Raw genomic sequence first — 21,654 nt, forward strand, 5'->3', positions numbered from 1 at the left:
AAGAAGATGTTTTATCGTGAAAACGGGCAGTTCAAGACCAGCTACGCGGCCGATCAGCAGATCTTTGGCGTCACCCAGGATCGCCTGGCCATCTGGCTCATTTTGGCCGTGGCCTTTCTGATCGTCCCCTTCATTGCCAGCGACTACACCTTTCAGGCCATTCTGATTCCCTTCGTCATCATGTCGCTGGGAGCGCTGGGCCTCAACATCCTCGTGGGCTACTGCGGCCAGATTTCTCTGGGAACCGCAGCCTTCATGGCCGTAGGCGCTTATGCAGCCTACAACCTGCAGGCCCGAATCGAAGGCATGCCCCTGCTGCTGGCCCTGATCGGCGGCGGTCTGGTAGCCATGGTGTTCGGCGTGATTTTCGGTCTGCCCAGCCTGCGCATTCGCGGCCTGTACCTGGCCGTGGCCACGCTGGCCGCCCAGTTCTTTGTGGACTGGCTGACCACCCGTGCCGCCTGGGTGACGAACAATTCCTCGTCCGGCTCGGTCAGCGCCAAGCCTCTGGCCATTGCCGGCTGGCAGATCGACACGCCCATGGAGAAATACCTGCTATGCCTGGTACTACTGTGCGTGCTGGCCCTGGCCGCCAAGAACCTGGTGCGCAGCGCCATCGGCCGCGAGTGGATGGCCATGCGCGACATGGATGTGGCAGCGGCCGTGATCGGCATCCGCCCCACCTACGCCAAGCTCTCGGCCTTTGCCGTCAGCAGCTTCATCGTCGGCATCGCCGGCGCGCTCTGGGGCTTTGTGCACCTGGGCGCCTGGGAGCCTGCGGCCTTTAGCCTGGACCGTTCGCTGCAGCTGCTGTTCATGATCATCATCGGCGGCCTGGGTTCGGTGGTGGGCAGCATTTTCGGCGCGGCCTTCTTTGTGCTGCTGCCTCTGCTGCTCAATCAGGTGCCGCACTGGCTGGGCCTGCCCCTGTACACCGCAACGGCCACCTATCTGGAACACATGATTTTTGGTGCCCTCATCGTGTTCTTCCTGATTGTGGAACCGCATGGTTTGGCCAAGCTCTGGGCTACCGCACGCCAAAAGCTGCGCGTCTGGCCGTTTCCACATTGATATGAAACACCTCCTGAGTCGCTTCGCGCCTTCCTCCTCTCTCGCTACGCGGGAGGAGGGCTTACGGGCAGCCGGCGACATCCTCGCTGCGGGGCGGCCCTTGCTTGATGTCTCTGAGATGGCTCTTGCCAGTTCCGAAGACAGCTTTAATTGCCTGAACTCTTATTTTTCTTAAGACACCACAGAGTGCCTGCCCGGGACTTTTTCCCAAACAACCCAAGGAGACAGTTGATGATGTTCAAGAAAGTTGCGATTGCCGCTGCTACCGTCGCCGCTGGCATGGGCGCCCTGATGGCGTCGCCTGCGGCCATGGCCCAGGAACAGTTTGTGCCTTTGCTGGTCTACCGCACCGGCCAGTTCGCACCTCTGGGTATCCCATGGGCCGACGGCAAACAGGATTACCTCAAGCTCATCAACGCCAAGGGCGGCATCAACGGCGTGAAGATCAAGTTCGAGGAATGCGAAACCGCTTATGACACGGCCAAGGGCGTGGAATGCTACGAGCGCCTGAAAGGCAAGGACGGCGGCGCTTCGGGCTTTGACACCCAGTCCACCGGCATCACCTTTGCCGTGACGGACAAGGCCGTGGGCGACAAGATTCCCGTCGTCACGCCCGGCTATGGTCTGTCGCAATCGGCAGACGGCAAGGTGTTCGAGTGGAACTTCCCGCTGCTGGGCAACTACTGGACCGCCGCAGACTCCATGATTCAGGACATTCTGAAGAAGGAAAAAGGCAACCTCAAGGGCAAGAAGATCGCCCTGGTCTATCACGACTCGCCTTATGGCAAGGAACCCATTCCACTGTTGGAAAAGCGCGCTGCCAAGGAAGGCTTTGAGTTGATCAAGCTGCCCGTGACGGCACCTGGCGTGGAGCAGAAATCCACCTGGCTGCAGATTCGCCAGAACCGCCCCGACTATGTGCTGCTGTGGTCTGCCGGCGTGATGACCCCCACGGCCGTGCGCGAAGCCCAGGCCACCGGCTACCCCCGCGAGAAGATGTACGCCATCTGGTGGGGCGGCTCCGACCATGACGTCAAAGACATCGGTGCCGGCGCCAAGGGCTACAACACCGTGACCATCCACAACACGGCCGAGCGCGACAAGGTGCATGACGAAGTCAAGGCCCAGGTCTACGACAAGAACCAGGGCACGGCCAAGGATGCCAAGGAGCTGGGCCAGCTGGCACATACCCGCGGCATGATGATTTCCATGCTGCAGGTCGAAGCCATTCGCACCGCGCAGGAAAAATTCGGCAAGGGCAAGGTCATGAGCCCCGAGCAAGTGCGCTGGGGCCTGGAAAACCTGAACCTGACCCAGGCCCGCCTCAACGAGCTGGGCTTTGGCAAGATCATCCGCCCCTTCAAGACCAGCTGTGACAACCACCTGGGTGCCGACTGGGCGCGCATTGCTACCTGGGACGGCGCCAAGTTCACCGTGACTTCCGACTGGTACCAGTCCGACAAGACCTTGATCGATCCGCTGGTCAAGGAATATGCGGACAAGTACGCCAAGGAGAAGAACGTCAAGGTGAGGACCTGCACCCCCTGAGGCGCTAGCGCCTTCCCCCTCTCTCGCTGCGTCGCATCGGGAGGGGGACGGCATCCTCGCTGCGGGGCGGCCCTTGCTCGATGTCTCTGAGCAGGGCCGTAGCAGCGAATCATGATTTAAACGAAACAAGCCTCAAACGCTTATTTATCAAGCGTAAAAAGCTATCAATTTTGATATCACCAGGTGAGCGCATGACCGATTCCCCACACACAGTTTCCACCTCTGCCGCAGCCGCGCCGCTGGTGGAGGTCAATGGCATCGAGGTCATCTACAACCATGTGATCCTGGTGCTCAAAGGCGTCTCGCTGCAGGTGCCCCACCAGAGCATCGTGGCCTTGCTGGGCGGCAACGGCGCGGGCAAGACCACCACGCTGCGGGCGATCTCCAATCTGCTCAAGGGCGAGCGCGGCGAAGTCACCAAAGGCGGCATCACCCTGGAAGGCGAGCAGATCCAGAATCTCTCCCCGGCCGAGCTGGTCAAGCGCGGCGTGGTTCAGGTCATGGAAGGGCGCCACTGCTTTGCCCACCTGACGATTGAAGAAAACCTGATGACCGGCAGCTACACCCGCACAGACAAGGGCGAGATCGCCGCCAATCTGGAAAAGGTCTACAACTATTTCCCGCGCCTCAAGACCCGCCGTACCAGCCAGGCTGCCTATACCTCGGGCGGTGAGCAGCAGATGTGTGCCATCGGCCGCGCCCTGATGAGCAACCCTCGCATGGTGCTGCTCGATGAGCCCTCCATGGGTCTGGCGCCGCAGATCGTCGATGAGGTGTTTCACATCGTCAAAGACCTCAACAGCAAGGAAAAAGTCACCTTCCTGCTGGCCGAGCAGAACACCAATATGGCGCTCAAATACGCCGACTATGGCTACATCATGGAAAGCGGCCGCATCGTGATGGACGGCAAGGCCAGCGATCTGGCCAGCAACGAAGACGTCAAGGAGTTCTACCTGGGCGTGGGCGGCGGCGAGCGCAAGAGCTTCAAGGATGTGAAGAGCTACAAGCGCCGCAAGCGCTGGCTGGCCTGAACACCTCAAAGACATAACTACCAATTCAATAGCAAACCCCGCTTGCGACACCAGCGGATAAGGCTTGCTTCGCCTGAAATCTGAATTCACTGGAACAAATGCGTGCAGGAGAGATGAGATGAGCCACTTCTACGATGCCCTGGAAACCCGCAGCCCGGAGCAGCGCGAAGCCGAGCTGATGGCGCGCCTGCCCGAACAGATCGCGCATGCCCAGCGGCATTCCGGCGCGTTTGCCGAGCTGCTCAAAGGCGTGGATGCCAGCCGCATCAACAGCCGCGCCGCACTGGCCCAGCTGCCCGTCACGCGCAAAAGCGAGCTGCTGGAGCGCCAGGCCGCACAGCGGCCCCAGCAAATCTTTGGCGGCTTCAACGCCATTGCCACCGGCCACGACATGCCGCGCGTGTTTGCCAGCCCCGGTCCGATTTACGAACCCGAAAGCCGTCGCAGCGATTACTGGCGCATGGCCCGCGCCATGTATGCCGCAGGCTTTCGCACCGGCGAGTTGGTTCACAACTGTTTTTCCTACCACTTCGTGCCTGCAGGCTCGATGATGGAAACCGGCGCCCACGCCCTGGGCTGCACGGTGTTTGCCGGCGGCACCGGCCAGACCGAGCAGCAGGTGCAGGCCATGCTCGATCTGCAGCCCGCCGCCTATGTGGGCACGCCCAGCTTTCTCAAGATCATTGTGGAGAAGTCCCTGGAGATGGGCATCCAGCTGACCAGCCTGAGCAAGGCCATGGTCAGCGGCGAGGCCTTTCCGCCTTCGCTATGCGCCTGGATGCGCGATCACGGCATCGATGCCTATCAGTGTTACGGCACGGCCGACCTGGGCTTGATTGCCTACGAAACCAGCGCCCGCGAAGGCCTGGTGCTTGATGAAGGCGTGATCGTGGAAATCGTGCGCCCAGGTACCAGCGACCCGGTGGCCGAGGGCGAGGTGGGCGAGCTGGTCGTCACCACGCTCAACCCCGACTATCCGCTGATCCGCTTCGGCACAGGCGACCTCTCTGCCTATCTGCCCGGCCAGTGCCCCACGGGCCGCACCAACGCCCGCATCAAGGGCTGGATGGGCCGCGCCGATCAGACCACCAAGGTGCGCGGCATGTTTGTGCATGCCAAGCAGGTGGCCGAGGTCGTCAAACGCTTTCCGCAGATAGCCAAGGCCAGGCTGGTGGTCACCGGCGAGATGGCCAACGACCAGATGCAGTTGCTGGTGGAAACCACGGAAACCGCACCCGGCTTTGCCCTGCAAGTGATCGATGCCCTGCGCGAAGTGACCAAGCTGCGCGGCGAGGTGCAGATGGTGGCGCCTGGCAGTCTGCCCAATGACGGCAAGGTGGTGGAGGACGCCCGCTCCTACCGGTAAGCGCCTCACTCCGCCCGGTTTGCGCTTGCGGATTTGCGCAAGCGCAAACCGCTCGTAAATACCCGTAGCCGCCCGGGATAACACTTAGAAAATAAATAAAACCCTACTCTGTCCTACTCCCTAGAATCCGGCCTTACACCTGATTCGGGCAACTTTCTTGACCCGTTCGGACTAGATTCTTAGGGGGGACACCATGAAGACTTATTTCAAAATTGCCACCGTGGCTCTGGCTGCTGCGGCCGCCATGAGCAGCCATGCCGACACCTATCCTGTCGCTGGCAAAACGATCACCATCATTGTTCCGTTCACCGCCGGCGGCCCCACCGACAAGGTGGCCCGCGACCTGGCCGAGTCCATGCGCAAGCAACTGGGCAATGCCACCATCGTGATCGACAACGCCGACGGCGCCGGCAGCACCATCGGCATCGGCAAGGCCGCTCGCGCCAGGAACGATGGCTACACGCTGCTGCTGACGCACATCGCCATGTCCACCATCCCGACGCTGTATCGCAAGCTGCCCTTCAATGTGCTCAACGACTTCGAGTACGCCGGCATCATCAACGATGTGCCCATGACGCTCATCGGCCGCCCCACCCTGCCCGCCAAGAACTTCGCTGAAGTCAAGGACTGGGTCGGCAAGAACCAGGGCAAGGTGAACCTGGCCAACGCCGGCATCGGTTCCGCCTCCCACCTCTGCGGTCTGATGTTCCAGGCGGCCCTGCAAAACGATATGACGCCTGTGCCTTACAAGGGTGCAGCTCCTGCAATTGCCGATCTGATGGGCAACCAGGTCGATCTGCTGTGCGACCAGACCACCAACACCACGTCGCAGATCGCCGCCAAAAAGGTGCAGGCCTATGCCGTGACCACCGCCAAGCCTCTGACCACGCCGGCACTCAAGGATCTGCCCACGCTGCAATCCCTGGGCCTGAAGGACTTCAACGTCACCATCTGGCACGGCCTGTACGCCCCCAAGGGCACGCCTGCCGAAGTGGTGCAGAAGATCAACGAAGCCATGAAGACTTCGCTCAAGGATCCCGAGTTCATCAAGCGCCAGGAAGCCCTGGGCGCCGTGATCGCTACGGATGACCGCATCAACCCCGCCGGCCACAAGAAGTTTGTGGAAGCCGAAATCGCCAAGTGGGGCAAGGTCATCAAGGCTGCCGGCACCTACGCCGACTGATAGGCATACGCCCTCAACAACAAAGCCCGCATTGCGCGGGCTTTGTTTTTTGCCTGCTCGGCGGGCTACCAGGTCACCTCCCGGCCTTCGGCGGCGCTGCGGCGCAGCATCTCCACCAGCGGCGCCACGCGCCGCCCCAGACTCACGCCGTCCTTGGCACCCGACGAGCTCGTGTCTTCCTCAGCTTCATCGGCATCGTCCGCACCGGTGGCGGCACGGCGGGCCGCATCCTCGGCCACGGCGGCTTCCAGCGCCGCAATCGCGGCAGGAATCTGCTCCACGGTGACAATACCGTGCGCCTCTAGCGGCTTGCCCATGATTTCCAGCACCTGACGGCCATTGGCTTCCAGCATGATGAGATCTGCGGTAGCGCGCGATTTGAATTTGTAGAGCATGGTGTCCTTCAGCGGTAGATGTATTCGCGGTTGAAAGCATAGCGGCTCTGTGCACCCGGCATCACGCCATGCTGCAGATCGCCGTCGGGCTTGATGCACAGCATCTGATGCAAAGCCACCCAGCCGTGCTCGAAGCCCATGGCACAACCGGCCAGATACAGGCGATAGGCACGCAAGGCCCTGGCCGCCCTGTCAGCATCGTACTGGGTCGTCAGAATGCTTTGCGCCTGCGCTAGCTGGGCTTCCAGACTGTCGGACCAGGCCCAGAGCGTGCGCGCATAGTGGGGGCGCAGATTCTCCACGTCCACCATCTCCAGCCCGCTTTTCCCCAGGTCGTGCAGCACGCGGCTGATGTGCATCAACTCCCCGCCCGGAAAGATGTAGCGGTTGATGAAGCCGCCAATCCCGGCGCCCACCTCGCCATTGTTCACGCCCCCGGCCGTGATGCCGTGCACCAAGGCCATGCCGCCGGGCTGGAGCATCTGGTAGATGGTTTGAAAATACTCGGCCAGATGGGCGCTGCCCACATGCTCGAACATGCCTACCGAGCCAATCTTGTCAAAAGGCGGCACGCCGTCCATCTGCCGGTAGTCGCGCAACTCCACCGTCACACGGCCTTGCAGGCCTTTGGCTTCGATCTTGCGCTGCACGTACTCGAACTGGTTGCGCGACAAGGTAATGCCATGGGCTTGCACGCCATAGTTTTCCGCTGCCCAGAAGATCAGACCGCCCCAGCCCGAGCCTATGTCCCAGAAGCGTTCACCGGGCTGCAGCTGCAGTTTTTTGCAGATGTGATCGAGCTTGGCTTCCTGGGCCTGCGCCAGACTCATGCTCAAGTCCCGGTAGTAGGCGCAGGAATAGACCCGCCTCGGGTCCAGCCACAGCGCATAGAACTCGTCGGAGAGATCGTAGTGAAACTGGATTTGCTCGGCATCCCGCGTGAGCGTGTGCATGGCCAGCGACTTGGCCTTGGAGACGGACTGCTCCAGCCAGGTCGGCGCCAGCTCCACAGGGTTGCCCTGCAGCAGCCCCGTAGCGACGGCCATGATGTCGCGTGCACGGCCTTTGACATCGACCCAGCCTTCCACGATGGCCGCTCCCACCGAGCCAATCTGCCCGTCAGCCAGTGCCGCCAGCGCCTTGGGAGAGCGAAAGCTCAGCTGAACCGCACTGTTGTCCGGGCCTATGCGTTCCCCGGAGGATAGCTGCACAGAAGTGGTCACTGGCAGCGTGGCCAGATGCGATTCCAATGTGCTTAACAGGTTTTTCATCTACCCCATTTTTCACATCCCTGATTGCAGGGTCAAGACGGTGCAATCAGGGATGTGTCGGAGAAGGCCGCATCAAGGCCCCGTCGCTGCCCGCTCAGCTGCGTATGCCGGCGAGCTGCTGATAGGCCTGGCGCGTGTTGGCAGCCACCGATTGCAGCACCTGTTCATACGAAGTTTTGTGGCGTGCAATCAGGCGCATGGAGGCCACGGTACGGCTCTTGCAGAACCAGTGGCAAGTGTGTTGCATCAGCATGAGCTCGGCCGTCATGGTGAAGGCCTGGCGCTTGCGCTCTTCGTCATCCATGCCGTCACGCATGGCAGCAGCGGCTACCGCCTTGGCATGCAGCTGCATGGCAGCGCGCACATCCATGGTGGCTGCGGGAAAAAGCTTGTCCATATACGGCAGGGCCAGCGGCAGGGTGGAGACGCGGGTCTGCTCCGGCGGCAGCTGGGCAAACTCGTCGGCAAAACGCTGAAACTGCGAAACCAAGCTGCTTTCCGTGCTCTCCAGCACCGTCCAGACCTGGGCTCGGCGCTGCAGGTCCTGTTCGCCTACGGCGCGCAGATAGCCCTCCATTAAAGAGCCCATGAGCTTTTCGATCTGAAAACGCCCCAGCTGCTGCGCCAGCAGCTGCGTGTTGCGGCGTTGCTCCTGCTTTTTGAGCAGATACAGTACAGAGGTCAAAATGATGAGAAGCGTTAAAAAATCCATGAAGCAAAAATCAAAAAGGTAGGCAGTTGCGATGCGCAAAGACCAGAGTGTAGTCAGCCGCACCGGCTTGGGTGGTCTGGTCGTGTTTGTCGCGATGCTGGTATTCACGCTGACACTGGGCGGTTGCTCCAGTCTGGGCTTTTACTGGCAGGGCTTTCGCGGCCAGGTGCAGATCATGCATGCTGCCCAGCCCATACCCGACTGGCTGCAGCAAGAGGACCTGGCGCCGGCCCTGCGCCAGCGCCTGCAAGCGGCACAGAAGATGCGCGAGTTTGCCAGCGACACGCTGCAACTGCCCCGCAACAGCAGCTACACCCGCTATGCCGCGCTGCAGCGCAGCCACGCGGTATGGAATGTGGTGGCGGCACCGGTCGACAGTCTGGAGCTGCACCGCTGGTGCTTTCCCATAGCCGGTTGCGTGGGGTATAGAGGCTATTTCGACCCGGCCGATGCCAGGGCCCAGGCCGACGAGCTGGCCCGCCAGGGCCTGGAAGTCAATGTCTATGGCGTTCCCGCCTATTCCACGCTGGGCTATCTGAACTGGCTGGGCGGCGATCCGCTGCTGAGCACCTTTGTGAACTGGCAGGAAGGCGACTTCGCCGGCCTGCTGTTTCACGAGCTGGCACATCAGCTGCTGTATGTGGCCGATGACACGGCTTTCAATGAGTCCTTTGCCAGCACGGTGGAGAAAATCGGCACGCCGCTGTGGCTGGAAGGCCATGCCAGCGCGACCACCCAAAAGCGCTGGCAGCAAGCCCAGGCACGCAGACAGCAGTGGCAGGCGCTGACGTTGCAGACCCGCCAGGCCTTGCTGAACATTTACCAGCAAAACAAGGCTCAAGCGATTGATGCACAAGCGCTGGAAGCTATGAAAACAGAAGAATTTTCAAGCTTTCGCCAGAAATATGCCCTGTTGCGCGCCCAATGGCTGGGCCAGGACCAGCCTCTGCTGACCACGCCGGCCCTGCGCGAGACCTATCTGCAGCGCCTGCAGCAAAGCGATGACTGGGTGCGCAATGCCAACAATGCCAGCTTTGGCGCCCTGGCGGCCTACGACGACTGGGTTCCCGCTTTCACCGCGCTATGGCAGCAGACGCAAGCGCAGGCCATATCGCCAGAGCAAGGCTGGCAGGCGTTTTATGCACAGGTAGGCCGGCTGGCAGAACTACCGCCAGAGCAGCGCCATGAGCAGCTGTGCCAATACCTACCTCGCGGCACGGGAAAACACCTAGATTGCTGAAAAAACAAGCGCGCGTGAATGTTTCAGAATCCAACATTCTGCAATGAAGCGTGCGCTGCCAGGGAAGAGCACTTCGGGCCGCGCTTCAGATGCTCTTAAGAAAGCAAATTTAGGCTTCGCATCAATGTCCCGGCCCTATCCTGCTCCCCACTTCACACACGCCAGCTCGCTTCCGTCATCTCCGACTGCGGAGCGTCGTGCGCTTTCTCCCCAAACCGTGGTCCTGCTGCTGTCAGCCTGGATCACCTTGACCGCCAACTGGGCGCTCTGGCTGCGCCTGCCCACGCTGGATGGCTACAACGGCAGCCTTGCCGTGCTGGCTCTTCGCGCCCTGCCGCTGGTGTTTTTTGCCACCTCGCTGCTCTTGAGCCTGACGGCCTGGCCGCGCTGGATGAAGCCGGTCTGGCTGCTGTTGCTGCTGATTGCCGCCTGCTCCCAATACTTCATGGTGGAGTACGGCACCATCATGGACCGGGGCATGATCAACAACATTGTGCAGACCGACGTCCGCGAGAGTGCCGACCTGTTCAACCCCAAATTGCTGCTGCAGATTGCCGTGATCGTGGGTCTTCCGGCGCTGTGGCTGTACAAGCAACCCATACGCAGCAGCCGGACTGCGGGCCGCACTCTGATGCGTACCCTGGTGCTGGCCTTGACGTCTGCAGCCTTGCTGGCGGGCAGCGTCTTCATCTCCTACCGGGAACTGGCCCCGGTGGTGCGCAACAATCTGTGGCTGCGTTTCATGTTCAACCCCGTGAATCCGGTGCTGGCCACGGTGGATGCAGGACTCAAGCCTTTGCTGCACAAACCCCGCCCCTTCAAGAGCATTACCGGCGGCGTGGCCCTGGGCGCCAGCTATGCACAGGCGGGCAACAAGCCCCCGCTCTTCGTTCTGGTGGTGGGTGAGACGGCCCGCTCGGCCAACTTCAGCCTCAACGGCTATGCCCGTCAGACCAATCCCGATCTGGCCCAGCGCAATGTGCTGAGCTGGCGCAACGCAACTTCCTGCGGCACCAGTACCCGCGAATCCGTGCCCTGCATGTTCTCCAGCCTGGGGCGCGAGGCCTTCTACGCCGCCAAGGAAGATCACGACAATCTGCTCGATGTGCTGCAGGCCGCAGGCCTAGCCGTGCTGTGGGTGGACAACCAGGCGGGCTGCAAAGGCGTGTGCCAACGCATACCGAATGCCAGCACCGCCGATCGCGTGAGTACCCCCGACGGCAAAGCCCTGTGCAGCAGCGATGGCGAATGCCTGGACGGCATCTTGCTCAGCGGTCTGGACGAACGCATCGCCCAGCTGAACCCCGAGCGCCGCGCCAAGGGCGTGGTGCTGGTCATGCACCAGATGGGCAGCCACGGCCCGGCCTACTACAAGCGTGCCACGGCCGAGACCAAGCTCTTCAAGCCCGAGTGCGACACCAATGCGCTCTCCAGCTGCGCACAGCAAACCGTGATCAATGCCTATGACAACTCCATACGCTACACCGATCACTTTCTGGCGCAGACCATAGACTGGCTCAAGACCCGCCAAAGCCAGTACCAGACCGGCCTGTTCTACATGTCCGACCATGGCGAATCGCTGGGCGAGATGGGTATTTATCTGCACGGCATGCCCTATGCCATGGCGCCCAACGAGCAAAAGCATGTGCCCATGATTGCCTGGCTGGGCGAGAGCCATGGCCTGGGCGCGCGCACCCAGATCTCGCAAGCCTGCCTGCGCAAGGGACTGGATCAGGCGGTCTCGCACGACAACCTGTATCACACGGTGCTGGGCCTGATGGATGTGCAAAGCCCCAGCTACCAAAAGCCGCTGGATGCCATGGCCGCCTGCCGAAACGCCGGTTGAAAATGATGAAAAGAGGCCTGCCGGATTGAACATCCGGCAGGCCTCTTTTTCGCCCCAAGACAGGCGGCAGTTCTTACTCGCCTTGTGAGCCTCTGCGTGCCCAGCCCGTGGTGCGTTTTTCCACGGCATTGAACAGCTCATACATCACCATGGCCATGGCGCCCACCACCAGCAGGCCGGCAAACGCCAACCCCATCTGCATGGACGAACCGGCGGAGACCAGCAGATAGCCGATGCCCTCGTTGGCTGCCGTCATCTCGCTGACGGTCGTGCCCACAAAAGCCAGGGTGATGGCCACCTTGAGCGAGCCGTAAAAATACGGCATGGAACGCGGCAAGCCCACCTTGATCAGCACATCCCAGCGCTTGGCCCCCAGCACGCGCAACACATCTTCCAGCTCGGGCTCCAGCGTGGCCAGACCGGTGGCGATGTTGACCATGATGGGGAAAAAGCTGATCAGAAACGCCGTCAAAATCGCCGGCCCCGCACCAATGCCGAACCAGACCACCAGAATCGGCACAAAAGCCGCCTTGGGCAAGGCATTGAAAGCCGTCATCAGCGGATAGAAGGCCGCGTAGGCCAGACGCGAAGAGCCGATCAGAAAGCCCAGCAGCACACCCACCACAATCGCCAGACCAAAACCGGCCATGGTCACCCAGTAAGTGCGCCAGGCATGGACGGCGATGATGGAGCCAAACTCCACCAGCTGATGGCCTATGGCCCAGGGACTGGGGAAGATGAATTCAGAAATCTCGAACGCCGAGCAGACCACCTGCCAGAGCAGAACGATCAGCAGCAAAAGCACCCAGGGTGCCCAGCGTTCTGCGGTTTTTCCGTGCATGAAAGCTTTCCTTATTGGTTGATGACAGCGCCGGCGGCGGCGGTGTTTTTGCGCAAGGCACCGATGTGGCCGCGCAGCTCATAGACGATGTCCGAGAATTCGCTGGAATAGGTCACTTCCAGGTCTCGCGGCCGGGGCAGTTCGATGTCTCGGCGCACCACAAAGCGGCCGGGACTCTTGCTCATCACATACACGGTGTCGGCCAGAAAAACGCTTTCGCGCAGATCGTGGGTGACCAGGATCACATTGAACTTCTGCTCGGCCTGCAGGTCTCGCAAAATGCACCACAGCTCCTCGCGCGTGAAGGCATCCAGTGCACCAAAAGGCTCGTCGAGCAGCAGCATCTGCGGCTCATGAATCAGGGCCCGGCAAATGCTGGCCCGCTGCTGCATGCCGCCCGACAGCTGCCAGGGAAACTTGTTCTCGTACCCGGCCAGCCCCACCTTGGCCAGCAAGGCCACGGCGCGGGCTTCGTATTCCTTGCGCTTTTGCTTGAACTGCGAGCGGTGCGGCTCCACGATTTCCAGCGGCAGCAGCACGTTATCCAGCGTGGTGCGCCAGGGCAGCAGCGACGAGGACTGAAACGCCATGCCCGAGATCTTGAGCGGCCCGGTGACGCGCTGGCCATCGACCGTGATGCGGCCCATGGAGGGCATCTTCAGCCCGGTGGTGAGTTTCATGAAGGTGGACTTGCCGCAACCCGAGGGGCCGACGATGGCAATGAACTCGCCACGTTGGACCTGCAGATCGATGGCCTCCACCGCAAAGTGATTGGCCTGCAGCAATTGCTCGTTGTAGGCCAGCCAGACGTCCTTGAACTCCACAAAGGGCGCGTCGGTATCCGAGAGTGATGGTTTCATACTAAAACTGGCTGTAGCGCCTATAAATCAAGCGCCATCAGCTATCAAATCAAAAGCAAATAGAACGCAGATCTCACTTCTTTGGCAGCACGTTGAGCTCGGCGGCCGAGGGCAGAAAGCTGCCGTTCCACACGGTCTGCGGATTCACACGCGTCTTGGTTCCATACACATCCGAGACCTGGGAGGCCATCAGCGCCAGGCGTGTGGGAGCGATCTGGCCAAAGCCTTCGGCGCGCGCATCGGCGGTGTTGATCACGGTGTCTATGGCCAGCTGCAGCCGGCGACCCTCCAGCTGGCTGTTGACGATGCCGTCACGCGCTTTCACATGCGCGATCGAAGCGGCAGGATGGGCTATGACTTCCTTGACGCCCTTGGTGAAGGCTTGCAGGAAAGCCTTGATCGCCTCGGGGTTCTCCTTGACCAGCTTGGGGCTGGCGATGATGGCGTTGCCGTAGAGCTTGACGCCGTTGTCGGCAAATGGCAGCACCACCACGTCGGAGGCCTTGACGCCGCGCGTCTCCAGGTTCAGCAGCGAGGTGAAGGTAAAGCCCGTGATGGCATCTATATCGCCGCGCACCAGCATGGTCTCGCGCAGCGGCGGGTCCATGCTGGTCCACTGCACTTCGCCCACCTGGTTGGCCTTGGCAAACAGGGGAAAGCCGCGACGACCCGCATCAAACACCGGCGCACCCAGCTTCTTGCCGCTCAGGTCGGCGGGCTTGGCGATACCGCTTTTCCTGAGCGCCATCACCGAGGCCGGCGTGTTGTTGTAGACCATCATCACGGCCACGGGCTTTTCCTTCATATCCGGGTTGTTGGCCTGAAACTCCATCAGCGCCGCCAGATCGGCAAAGCCCATGTCATAGGAGCCGGACGCCACGCGCTGGATGGCGCCACCCGAGCCGCTACCCGCATCGATCGTCACGTTCAGACCGGCCGCCTGAAAATAGCCCTGAGCGGCAGGCTGGAGAAACAGTGCGGACGGGCCTTCAAAGCGCCAGTCCAGCTGGAACTTGATGGGCGTGGCCGCAAACGCGGCAGTGGCGCTGGCGTAGGCGCCCAGGGCAAGAGCGGTTTGCAGAAACAGTCGTTTGCTTGTCATGGTGGCTTCTCCTCTCTGTAAATCAATCCGGTGGGGTTCTCAGGCTTTCCAGGCGCCTTGATGCGAGGCGCTGGCCTCGTCGATCAGGGCCGGGCCTATGCATTCGATGGCGTGCGAGGAACGGCCGAACACGTCGCGGCAGGACAGCTCGGCATCCTTCTGGTCCAGCCGCTCGCCGCGAAACACGCGCAGGCGCTCGGCATCGATGCCGTAAATCACCCGCCCTATGGCCGACCAGAAAATGGCACCCGCGCACATCACGCAGGGCTCGGCCGACGAATACAAGGTGGCAGACGCCAGTGCCTGGCGGGAATGCTGCGGGCTGGCCAGGCGTATGGCCGACAGCTCGGCATGGGCCGTGCAGTCGCCGCTTTCGCCGTTGGCATTGCTGGCCTCGGCCAGCACCACGCCTTGGGCATCCACGATCAGCGCACCAAAGGGGCGATTGCCGCGCACGCGAGCACGGTCGGCCAGGGCAATGGCCTGGCGCAGATAACGGCCGTCGGTTTCGTTGAGCGCCTGAGGTGCAGGCAGCGGAGAAGGCAAAGTGGCGGACACAGACATGGCGCTGCTCACTCAGGCCTTGAGCATGCGCGCCGCCTTGGCGGGCAGCATGCTGCGGTTGAACAAGGCATCGGCCGAAGACTGGGACTTGAGCGCAAAAGTCTCCACCACGCTGTCGACCTGCTGCTCCAGCAAGCGCTTGCTGAAGTCCCCAAGTCCATGGCTTTGGGTATCGGCCGCGCCCACGTACTGGGCGGTAATCGCCCAGCGCGCCAGCTCCAGCTTTTCATCCAGAATCGGCTCGCGCTGACGGGTGGCGGCAATGGCTGCCGCCGGGTTGGCAAAGCTCTCCACAATCGCGCGGTTGGTGGCGCGCAAAAAGGCGGCCACCACTTCCGGCTTTTCGGCAATCAACCCGGTGGAAGCCAGAATGGCATTGCCATAGAGCTGCACGCCAGCATCGGTGTAGCGCAGTATGGAAAGCTCCTCGGGCTTGATGCGGGCGAACAGCGACAGGGCCGAATCGTGGAAATACGTGGCGGCATCCACATCGCCGCGCACCATGACGTTGTCGCGTGCAGAAAACTCGGTGGTGGACCAGGAAAACAGATCTACCGGCAGCTGCTTGTTGCGTGCCACCATGGGCCAGGCGCGGCGCGTGGACTCCACCGCCGCTGCGGCCACCTTCTTGCCCTTGAGACTTTGAAAGTCCGTGGTCACGCCTCTGTCCTTGCGGCCGATGATGACGAAGGGCGCACGGTTGTAGTACTGGTAGACGGCCTGCACGCGAGGCGCGCCGGCGTTCTGCGCATTGAACTCGATCAGCGAGCTGATATCGCCCAGACCCAGCTGGTAAGCGCCACTGGCAATCCGGGTGATCGAAGCCACCGATCCCGAGCCCACATCCAGGCTCACATCCAGCCCTTCGTCGCGGTAATAGCCTTTTTGCTGCGCCAGAAAAAACGGTGCGGTCTGACCGGTGACGCGAAAGTCCAGCGTGAACTTGAGCGGTGTCAGCGACCTGCCCTGGGCATGCACCCAGGGAGCGGCACAAACAGGTAAGGCGGCGAGGAAATGGCGACGTTGCATGGTGGAACTCTCAGGTCTCTATCAGCGATAAAGCCAGGCAAGAAGCTGCGACTGGCAGGACATGAGCAATTTCCGGGCGCTGTGCATTACGGCAAGACACAGGCTGAACGCTTCTACTCGTTCATCATCAAAGCAATTGGCGTGCCTGCTTTTTGGCGGCTGTTGTTCGGCGTGGTTTTTCACTAGCAAGCCCGGTACGCATGCTTCAAGGCGGTGCAGTGCGCGCAACGCCTGCATGCATTCATGCAGGCGTTTCGCACCAGATTGAAGCAAGACACCTCGGATCAAGCGCGTCCTGCCCGCAAGCCATGCTGGCACGGCGTTTGCTGCACTGAAATTGAGAGTAGAAGCGTTCAGCACGAAGCCCCAACCGGCTTCGCGGGTCATTGCTCTTGAAGTGGGTACCGGCGCCCTGGGCGCAGCGTAGCCTTATCCATCACTTCAGGAACCACGACGCTGCACTGGCGGGTTTCTGAAGCCATTGCAAGTGAACGACTCATGACAAGCCACACCCTTCACCACACCCCCTACAGCCTTGGCGAACTGGACAAGGAGTCCCGCATGGGCGGACAAGGCATGGAGACCCGCGCTCGTGAAGTGCGCGTGATCGACATCTCCGACTTCGAGCATCGCAAGGCCGAAATCGCCGAAGCGCTCTGGGCTGCTTCGGTAGAGATTGGCTTCTTTCAGGTCTCTGGCCACGGCATTGCGCCGGACGATGTCAGCGCTGCTTTCCACAGAGCCGAGCAGTTCTTTGACCTGCCGCGTGAGACCAAGGCCCGGTGGCCGCTGACACGCAACTCGGGCTGGGAGCACAAGGCCCAGATTCGCCCTTCCACCCGCACGCCAGACCAGAAGGAGTCCTACCAGGTCACCCGCCCGCGCATGGAAGGCCTGTGGCCTCGAGAGGAGGAACTGCCGGGCTTCAAGCAAGCCACCTTGAACTTTGAACGCCAGTGCTGGCAGGTGGGCATGAAGCTGCTTTCCTGCTTTGCCTACAAGCTGGGTTTTGATGCCGAATTTTTCACCCGCGCGCACAACCCGGAGCTGCCCGGCTACCAGAGCACGCTGCGCATGCTGCATTACTTTGCGACAGACCCCGCGCTCAAGCACGAAGTAGGTCTGTGGCGCGCCGGGGCGCATACCGACTTTGATTGCCTCACGCTGCTATTTCAGCGCGCAGGTCAGGGTGGACTGCAGGTGCTGCCCGGCAAGGATGCTGCATCCGAGCAATGGACGCCGGTAGACCCGGTGGAAGGCGTGATCACCTGCAATATCGGCGATATGCTGACCCGCTGGAGCGACGACCAGCTGCCCAGCAACTTCCACCGCGTGCGCAACCCTCTGCCCCATGAGTACCAGGGCGCACGCTACAGCCTGGCTTTCTTCTGCCAGGCCAATGAGGACGCGCTCATCGAAGGCCCGGGCAAAAAATATCCGCTCATCACGGGGGCGGAGTATCTGCGTCAGCGCATCAGCGCCAATTTCTCGAACAAGTATTGATCCGCCCTGAGCGGCAACGCCGCACCCGTTTCAACACCCCGGTCTTGAGCCTATGCGGGCGTTGAAACAACAAGACCCCGGAATCCGGGGTCTTGCTTGCGATTGCGGCTGGAGCGAATCAGCGCAGCGACTCGATCAGGTCAATGTAGAGCTGCTTGGCTTCGTCAGAAGTCGTGTCTTTGAGCTTTTCCCAGGCATCCCACTTGGCACGTCCCACCATGTCGGTAAAGCTGGGCTTCTTGGCCTCGTTGTCGCCTTCGGTGGCCTGCTTGTACAGCGCATAGATCTTGAGCAGCGTAGCGTTGTCTGGGCGCTCGCTGATCGAGGTGGAGTTTTTGACTGCAGCCTCGAAAGTGGCGTTGAGATCGGACATGTAGAGTCTCCTGGGCTTTAAGAATTTGGATCAGTGTAGCGAAAAACTCTTTGAATTAGAACGATCGTTCTTTTTTATTTGTAAGTCACCTCAAAAGGAAAAAAGGGCTGGCCCTCGCCGGCCAGCCCAACCCACCTTGAATCACCATTTTTCAGCAGACTACCCCGCAGGGTATGAGCGCCCTATTTCACTGCGCGGCAGTCTGCAGAGCATTGCCGATAAGAACGTTCAGAAAATCATGCGCAGGCCGAAGTCAAATCCCATTGCACTGCGCGGCTGCATGCCGGGGCTGGTGCTGTAGCTCGGTTGCGGCATGATCAGCGCGCTGCTGACTGCCAGTGGCGTCGCGCCGATGATGCCGGGATTGTTGCTTCCATTGCTCACGCTGATGCGGGAGACAGAGGTGTACAGCGCCGTGCTCTTGGACAGGTTGTGCACATAGCCCAACGCCAATTTGTTGACCGATGCGTCGCCCGTGCCTTGGCCGTTTTTGAACTGCACGCGGGCCACAGAGGCACGCAGCTGGTGATTGCCCACAGGAACCTGCACACCGGCCAGCAGTCCGTCATAGCGGTCGGTGGCCGCCACATCGCTGCGTGCATTGCGCACCTGAGACCATTCACCCAAAACTTTGACCGGGCCGAAGTTATACGAGCCCCCCAGGTTCAGCGATTTGATGGTTTCCTTGCGCCCGTTGAAGGTACCCAACATGCTCTCGCCGTAGCCCAGCGCTACATCGGTAGGACCTTGTGCCCAGCCAATGCGGCCGCCGGCATAGCGGCCGCGCTTGGAGGTGTTCTCTGGAAAGGCATACATCAGCTGCCCATACACGCCACCCAGGCCTTGCGGAAGATGGTAGCCAATGGTGTTGCTGGCACGCAGATAACTGTCAGTACCCGCCGACAAACCACCGCCCAACAGTCGCTCGGTCAGCGTACCGGTAGTCTGTGTGCCCAACGCACGGCCGATGGCCAGATTGCTGCTCACCACGGCAATCAGGTTCACGCCCACGCCGTTGACGTTGAATGGGTCAAATGCCCAGTCATTCAAAAATGAGGGCGTATGGTCGCGCCCCAGACGGACTTCACCCCATTGTTGACTCGTCATGCTGACCGTGGAGCGGCGGCCAAAGTTCAGTGCGCCGCCGCCGGTGTCGTTGGTTACCGGAGCTTCCAGCCACATGCTGGCAGAGCTGCCACCGCCCAGGTCTTCGACGGCACGAATGCCGATCCGGCTGGCCAGATTGCCAGAGGGTGACAGCGCCCAGACACTCTGGCTTGCGGTACGGCCCGAACCATCCCAGGCATTGCTGTGCACGCTATAACGGCTGATACCGGCATCCATCACCCCAAACAAAGTGACGGAGGATTGCGCGCTGGCCGCCGTAGCAGCAGACAACGCACAAAGACTAAAAAAACACAGAGGAAATCGGGGCACGACTGGGTCTCCTTTCGTTATGAAATTGCGGCTTTGATCCGCGAACCCACTCTAAAAAAGTAAGACTTCCAGCCTTGTGCAGTTGATGCCAGCGGCTGCGCATTTGGTGCCAGAGACCCACGGTGAAATCCCTAGGAACGTGTTGACGATCTCTGATGCGCTCAAAGAAAAACCGGTCGCACCCGAAATTCAGATGCGACCGGCCACCGTCATGCGAGGACTCAGTTCAGCTTGATGCCATAGGTCTTGACGATTTCGCCGTTGCGATCGAACTCCGCACGTAGATCGGTGGAAAGCTGCTCCAGCGAACGTGCTTGATGAATGGGCTCAAAGCCGGTGGACTGATACCGCGCCTGCACGGTCTGACTGGCATTGATTTTTTGCATCGTGGCATGGATCTTCTCCATCAGCGGCTGTGGTGTCTTGGCCGAGACATACACGCCGGACCAGTTGCTGAAATCCACCTCGGGGTAGCCCAGCTCAGCCATGGTCGGCACATTCGGGAAATCGGCCCAACGGGTTTTGTAGCCCACGGCCAGCAGCTTCACCTTGCCGCCGGCAATCAAGGGCTTGGAAGTGACCGATCCGTCGAACATCAACGGAATCTGATTGCCCATGATTTGCGCCAAGGCCGGCGCAGAACCTGGAAACGGGATGTGCTGCATGTCCAGCCCCGCCTTCTGATTCAGGATCACGCCAGCATACTGCGATGTCGTTCCCTGGCTGTAAGAGGCGAACGATACCTGGCCCGGATGGGCCTTCACATAGGCAATGGCTTCCTTGGCCTCCTTGGCCGGGAACTGCGGCGACGCAATGAACACCATGATGGAGCGCGCCATCTGCGAGACCGGCTTGACGTCCTTCATGGGATCAAAGCCGCCTTTGAGCACATGCGGCACCTCGGTAAAAGTATTGGTCACCGTGACCAGCAAGGTATTGCCGTCGGCCGGCTGCGACAACATGTATTTGACGGCCAGAGCACCACCGGCACCCGGCCGATTCTCGACAATGACCGGCTGCTTGATCTCCAGTGCCAACTGGTCGCTGATGATGCGGGCAAACACATCGATCGTGCCGCCTGGCGGAGCGGGAACAATCAGTTTGACGGGCTTGTCGGTGAACGCCATGGCGCCTCCGGCCTGCAAAGCGGCGGCCAGGGCAATGGGTAGAAAAACTGCAATACGTTTCATGGTGTGCTCCTGTGCCTACGCTCTCAGGCGACCTTGCGCAAAAAGCCTTGCTGGCCGCCGTTGCGGTTGGGGGCAAAGCCGTTCTTCTCCAGCGTCTCTTCCACGCTGTCGTAGAACACGCCGATCTGGCACATCTCGCGCGCCTGCTTGGCCGTCGCGATAGGGCGCCCGAAGTCGCGCGAGAAGCGCACCAGCTGCTCGATCTGTGCCACCGTGCCCATTTTTTCGGTGCGGGTCTGATTCCACAGGTTGTCCTCGGTGCCGGTGCGCACGTGCAGGCCCATGGCAATGCCCATCATGTTCACCGGCAGCACGTTGAGCGTATTGCTTTCAACCGTCACCACCGCGCCATCGGGCACGGCGCGCATGAAGTTGGCCAGGCTGTAGACGCTGGGCGCATCCATGCCGCCGCCGATGGCCACCCAGTTCATGACCAGCGGGCCCTTGTAGATGCCGCGGCGCATCAGCCGCTCGACCGACTCGAAGCTGTTGATGTTGTAGCACTGGAACTCGCTCTGAATGCCCGCGGCCGTAAGGCGGCGGATGTGCTCCTCGACCCAGCCGGGCTGCGCGGGCACGGTCATCTCCTTGTAGGCGTTGTAGACGACAGGGTCTTCCGCGGAGGTGCCCTCGATGTCGCGCTGGTCGAACTGCTCCAGGAAGTTCATCTGCGAGGTGTTGACGGTCACCGTCACCTGGTCGGGCTTGGGATCCAGCTCGGCCAGCATGTGGCGGGTGTCGTCGGACAGCCACTTGGCGGCGGCACCGTCGGTCTCGGGGGCAAAGCTGATGGAGCCGCCGACCTGGATGATCATCTCGGGCACGCGGGCACGCACACCGGCGATCAGCTCGTTGAACTTGGACAGCCGCTTGCTGCCCCTGCCGTCGAGTTCGCGCACATGCAGGTGAAGCACCGTGGCGCCGGCGTTGTAGCAGTCCACCGCTTTCTGGATCTGGTCCTCCATCGTGACCGGGATTTCTCCCGGAAAGTCGGACGGGACCCACGATGGCGCATAGGGCGCGGCGGTGATGATCAGCGGCTGCTGATTTTCGGGGAAGAGGTGGCCGTCGAGAAAGTTCATGGTGTTGTCT

General features: G+C 61.1%; 21 protein-coding genes. 8 read left to right on the forward strand and 13 right to left on the reverse strand.

All coding sequences use genetic code 11. From position 1 onward, the window contains the following. Positions 1 to 6 precede the first annotated feature (6 nt). The 5 genes from EAO39_RS21410 to EAO39_RS21435 all read left to right on the forward strand — a co-directional run bounded on the left by EAO39_RS21410 (position 7) and on the right by EAO39_RS21435 (position 6,199). Positions 7 to 1,071, forward strand: a complete 1,065-nt coding sequence (locus tag EAO39_RS21410; protein ID WP_120971691.1) for a branched-chain amino acid ABC transporter permease — start codon at positions 7 to 9, stop codon at positions 1,069 to 1,071. 231 nt (positions 1,072 to 1,302) lie between these two features. Continuing rightward, the gene (locus EAO39_RS21420) at positions 1,303 to 2,619 is read left to right on the forward strand and encodes an ABC transporter substrate-binding protein (RefSeq protein WP_120971692.1); all 1,317 of its coding nucleotides are present in this window, start codon (positions 1,303 to 1,305) and stop codon (positions 2,617 to 2,619) included. A gap of 191 nt (positions 2,620 to 2,810) precedes the next feature. Next, positions 2,811 to 3,650: an ABC transporter ATP-binding protein gene (locus EAO39_RS21425; protein ID WP_120971693.1), complete on the forward strand. Its 840-nt coding sequence runs from the start codon at positions 2,811 to 2,813 to the stop codon at positions 3,648 to 3,650. A 118-nt stretch (positions 3,651 to 3,768) separates the two neighbouring features. Beyond that, a complete protein-coding gene (locus EAO39_RS21430) occupies positions 3,769 to 5,016 on the forward strand; it encodes an AMP-binding protein (RefSeq protein WP_120971694.1) in 1,248 nt (415 codons plus the stop codon). 193 nt (positions 5,017 to 5,209) lie between these two features. Beyond that, entirely contained in the window at positions 5,210 to 6,199 is a 990-nt protein-coding gene (locus EAO39_RS21435; RefSeq protein ID WP_120971695.1) for a tripartite tricarboxylate transporter substrate-binding protein, read from the forward strand. A 65-nt stretch (positions 6,200 to 6,264) separates the two neighbouring features. On the opposite strand, the gene EAO39_RS21440 is transcribed toward EAO39_RS21435, so the two are convergent. From EAO39_RS21440 to EAO39_RS21450, 3 genes are all read right to left on the reverse strand, one after another. Further along, complete coding sequence (locus tag EAO39_RS21440) at positions 6,265 to 6,594, reverse strand: DUF1840 domain-containing protein (protein ID WP_120971696.1); 330 nt, start codon at positions 6,592 to 6,594, stop codon at positions 6,265 to 6,267. A gap of 8 nt (positions 6,595 to 6,602) precedes the next feature. Continuing rightward, positions 6,603 to 7,865 (reverse strand): class I SAM-dependent methyltransferase, encoded by a 1,263-nt coding sequence (locus tag EAO39_RS21445; protein ID WP_120971697.1) that lies wholly within the window; start codon positions 7,863 to 7,865, stop codon positions 6,603 to 6,605. 94 nt (positions 7,866 to 7,959) lie between these two features. Beyond that, entirely contained in the window at positions 7,960 to 8,577 is a 618-nt protein-coding gene (locus EAO39_RS21450) for a hypothetical protein (protein WP_120971698.1), read from the reverse strand. 31 nt (positions 8,578 to 8,608) lie between these two features. Between EAO39_RS21450 and EAO39_RS21455 the strand changes: the two genes are divergently transcribed. Both EAO39_RS21455 and EAO39_RS21460 read left to right on the forward strand, forming a co-directional pair. Beyond that, the gene (locus tag EAO39_RS21455; RefSeq protein WP_120971699.1) at positions 8,609 to 9,817 is read left to right on the forward strand and encodes an aminopeptidase; all 1,209 of its coding nucleotides are present in this window, start codon (positions 8,609 to 8,611) and stop codon (positions 9,815 to 9,817) included. Positions 9,818 to 9,941: 124 nt separating this feature from the next. Continuing rightward, on the forward strand, positions 9,942 to 11,663 hold the full coding sequence (locus EAO39_RS21460) for a phosphoethanolamine--lipid A transferase (RefSeq protein WP_120971700.1): 1,722 nt from the start codon (positions 9,942 to 9,944) through the stop codon (positions 11,661 to 11,663). A 73-nt stretch (positions 11,664 to 11,736) separates the two neighbouring features. Here EAO39_RS21460 and EAO39_RS21465 read toward each other — a convergent pair whose 3' ends face one another. The 6 genes from EAO39_RS21465 to EAO39_RS22800 form a co-directional block, all read right to left on the reverse strand. Next, on the reverse strand, positions 11,737 to 12,504 hold the full coding sequence (locus tag EAO39_RS21465) for an ABC transporter permease (RefSeq protein ID WP_120971701.1): 768 nt from the start codon (positions 12,502 to 12,504) through the stop codon (positions 11,737 to 11,739). Positions 12,505 to 12,515: 11 nt separating this feature from the next. After that, a complete protein-coding gene (locus tag EAO39_RS21470; protein WP_120971702.1) occupies positions 12,516 to 13,364 on the reverse strand; it encodes an ABC transporter ATP-binding protein in 849 nt (282 codons plus the stop codon). Positions 13,365 to 13,437: 73 nt separating this feature from the next. Further along, entirely contained in the window at positions 13,438 to 14,466 is a 1,029-nt protein-coding gene (locus EAO39_RS21475; protein WP_120971703.1) for an ABC transporter substrate-binding protein, read from the reverse strand. A gap of 39 nt (positions 14,467 to 14,505) precedes the next feature. Beyond that, the gene (locus tag EAO39_RS21480; protein ID WP_120971923.1) at positions 14,506 to 15,030 is read right to left on the reverse strand and encodes a nucleoside deaminase; all 525 of its coding nucleotides are present in this window, start codon (positions 15,028 to 15,030) and stop codon (positions 14,506 to 14,508) included. 12 nt (positions 15,031 to 15,042) lie between these two features. Beyond that, entirely contained in the window at positions 15,043 to 16,059 is a 1,017-nt protein-coding gene (locus EAO39_RS21485) for an ABC transporter substrate-binding protein (protein ID WP_120971704.1), read from the reverse strand. A 21-nt stretch (positions 16,060 to 16,080) separates the two neighbouring features. Next, positions 16,081 to 16,446 carry a hypothetical protein gene (locus EAO39_RS22800; protein ID WP_162989670.1) on the reverse strand — a complete coding sequence of 122 codons (366 nt, stop codon included), beginning with the start codon at positions 16,444 to 16,446 and terminating at the stop codon, positions 16,081 to 16,083. A gap of 111 nt (positions 16,447 to 16,557) precedes the next feature. On the opposite strand from EAO39_RS22800, the gene EAO39_RS21490 reads away from it, so the two are divergent. After that, complete coding sequence (locus EAO39_RS21490) at positions 16,558 to 17,562, forward strand: 2OG-Fe(II) oxygenase family protein (RefSeq protein ID WP_120971705.1); 1,005 nt, start codon at positions 16,558 to 16,560, stop codon at positions 17,560 to 17,562. Positions 17,563 to 17,680: 118 nt separating this feature from the next. On the opposite strand, the gene EAO39_RS21495 is transcribed toward EAO39_RS21490, so the two are convergent. The 4 genes from EAO39_RS21495 to EAO39_RS21510 all read right to left on the reverse strand — a co-directional run bounded on the left by EAO39_RS21495 (position 17,681) and on the right by EAO39_RS21510 (position 21,644). Continuing rightward, positions 17,681 to 17,935 carry an acyl-CoA-binding protein gene (locus EAO39_RS21495; RefSeq protein WP_120971706.1) on the reverse strand — a complete coding sequence of 85 codons (255 nt, stop codon included), beginning with the start codon at positions 17,933 to 17,935 and terminating at the stop codon, positions 17,681 to 17,683. 228 nt (positions 17,936 to 18,163) lie between these two features. Further along, positions 18,164 to 19,279 carry a porin gene (locus EAO39_RS21500; protein WP_240467175.1) on the reverse strand — a complete coding sequence of 372 codons (1,116 nt, stop codon included), beginning with the start codon at positions 19,277 to 19,279 and terminating at the stop codon, positions 18,164 to 18,166. Between the two features lie 314 nt (positions 19,280 to 19,593). Continuing rightward, a complete protein-coding gene (locus EAO39_RS21505; RefSeq protein ID WP_120971708.1) occupies positions 19,594 to 20,562 on the reverse strand; it encodes a tripartite tricarboxylate transporter substrate binding protein in 969 nt (322 codons plus the stop codon). Positions 20,563 to 20,585: 23 nt separating this feature from the next. Then, positions 20,586 to 21,644 (reverse strand): 3-keto-5-aminohexanoate cleavage protein, encoded by a 1,059-nt coding sequence (locus tag EAO39_RS21510; RefSeq protein ID WP_120971709.1) that lies wholly within the window; start codon positions 21,642 to 21,644, stop codon positions 20,586 to 20,588. Positions 21,645 to 21,654: the final 10 nt, after the last annotated feature.

This window comes from Comamonas sp. lk (assembly GCF_900564145.1).
Lineage (GTDB): Bacteria > Pseudomonadota > Gammaproteobacteria > Burkholderiales > Burkholderiaceae_C > Comamonas.

Coding starts and splice junctions, on each gene's coding strand:
- EAO39_RS21450 (WP_120971698.1), bottom strand. CDS start 8,577: ATGGATTTTTTAACGCTTCTCATCATTTTGACCTCTGTACTGTATCTG.
- EAO39_RS21410 (WP_120971691.1), top strand. CDS start 7: ATGTTTTATCGTGAAAACGGGCAGTTCAAGACCAGCTACGCGGCCGAT.
- EAO39_RS21420 (WP_120971692.1), top strand. CDS start 1,303: ATGATGTTCAAGAAAGTTGCGATTGCCGCTGCTACCGTCGCCGCTGGC.
- EAO39_RS21435 (WP_120971695.1), top strand. CDS start 5,210: ATGAAGACTTATTTCAAAATTGCCACCGTGGCTCTGGCTGCTGCGGCC.
- EAO39_RS21505 (WP_120971708.1), bottom strand. CDS start 20,562: ATGAAACGTATTGCAGTTTTTCTACCCATTGCCCTGGCCGCCGCTTTG.
- EAO39_RS22800 (WP_162989670.1), bottom strand. CDS start 16,446: ATGACCCGCGAAGCCGGTTGGGGCTTCGTGCTGAACGCTTCTACTCTC.
- EAO39_RS21510 (WP_120971709.1), bottom strand. CDS start 21,644: ATGAACTTTCTCGACGGCCACCTCTTCCCCGAAAATCAGCAGCCGCTG.
- EAO39_RS21485 (WP_120971704.1), bottom strand. CDS start 16,059: ATGCAACGTCGCCATTTCCTCGCCGCCTTACCTGTTTGTGCCGCTCCC.
- EAO39_RS21465 (WP_120971701.1), bottom strand. CDS start 12,504: ATGCACGGAAAAACCGCAGAACGCTGGGCACCCTGGGTGCTTTTGCTG.
- EAO39_RS21500 (WP_240467175.1), bottom strand. CDS start 19,279: ATGGATGCCGGTATCAGCCGTTATAGCGTGCACAGCAATGCCTGGGAT.
- EAO39_RS21495 (WP_120971706.1), bottom strand. CDS start 17,935: ATGTCCGATCTCAACGCCACTTTCGAGGCTGCAGTCAAAAACTCCACC.
- EAO39_RS21470 (WP_120971702.1), bottom strand. CDS start 13,364: ATGAAACCATCACTCTCGGATACCGACGCGCCCTTTGTGGAGTTCAAG.
- EAO39_RS21445 (WP_120971697.1), bottom strand. CDS start 7,865: ATGAAAAACCTGTTAAGCACATTGGAATCGCATCTGGCCACGCTGCCA.
- EAO39_RS21430 (WP_120971694.1), top strand. CDS start 3,769: ATGAGCCACTTCTACGATGCCCTGGAAACCCGCAGCCCGGAGCAGCGC.
- EAO39_RS21475 (WP_120971703.1), bottom strand. CDS start 14,466: ATGACAAGCAAACGACTGTTTCTGCAAACCGCTCTTGCCCTGGGCGCC.
- EAO39_RS21440 (WP_120971696.1), bottom strand. CDS start 6,594: ATGCTCTACAAATTCAAATCGCGCGCTACCGCAGATCTCATCATGCTG.
- EAO39_RS21460 (WP_120971700.1), top strand. CDS start 9,942: ATGTCCCGGCCCTATCCTGCTCCCCACTTCACACACGCCAGCTCGCTT.
- EAO39_RS21455 (WP_120971699.1), top strand. CDS start 8,609: ATGCGCAAAGACCAGAGTGTAGTCAGCCGCACCGGCTTGGGTGGTCTG.
- EAO39_RS21490 (WP_120971705.1), top strand. CDS start 16,558: ATGACAAGCCACACCCTTCACCACACCCCCTACAGCCTTGGCGAACTG.
- EAO39_RS21480 (WP_120971923.1), bottom strand. CDS start 15,030: ATGTCTGTGTCCGCCACTTTGCCTTCTCCGCTGCCTGCACCTCAGGCG.
- EAO39_RS21425 (WP_120971693.1), top strand. CDS start 2,811: ATGACCGATTCCCCACACACAGTTTCCACCTCTGCCGCAGCCGCGCCG.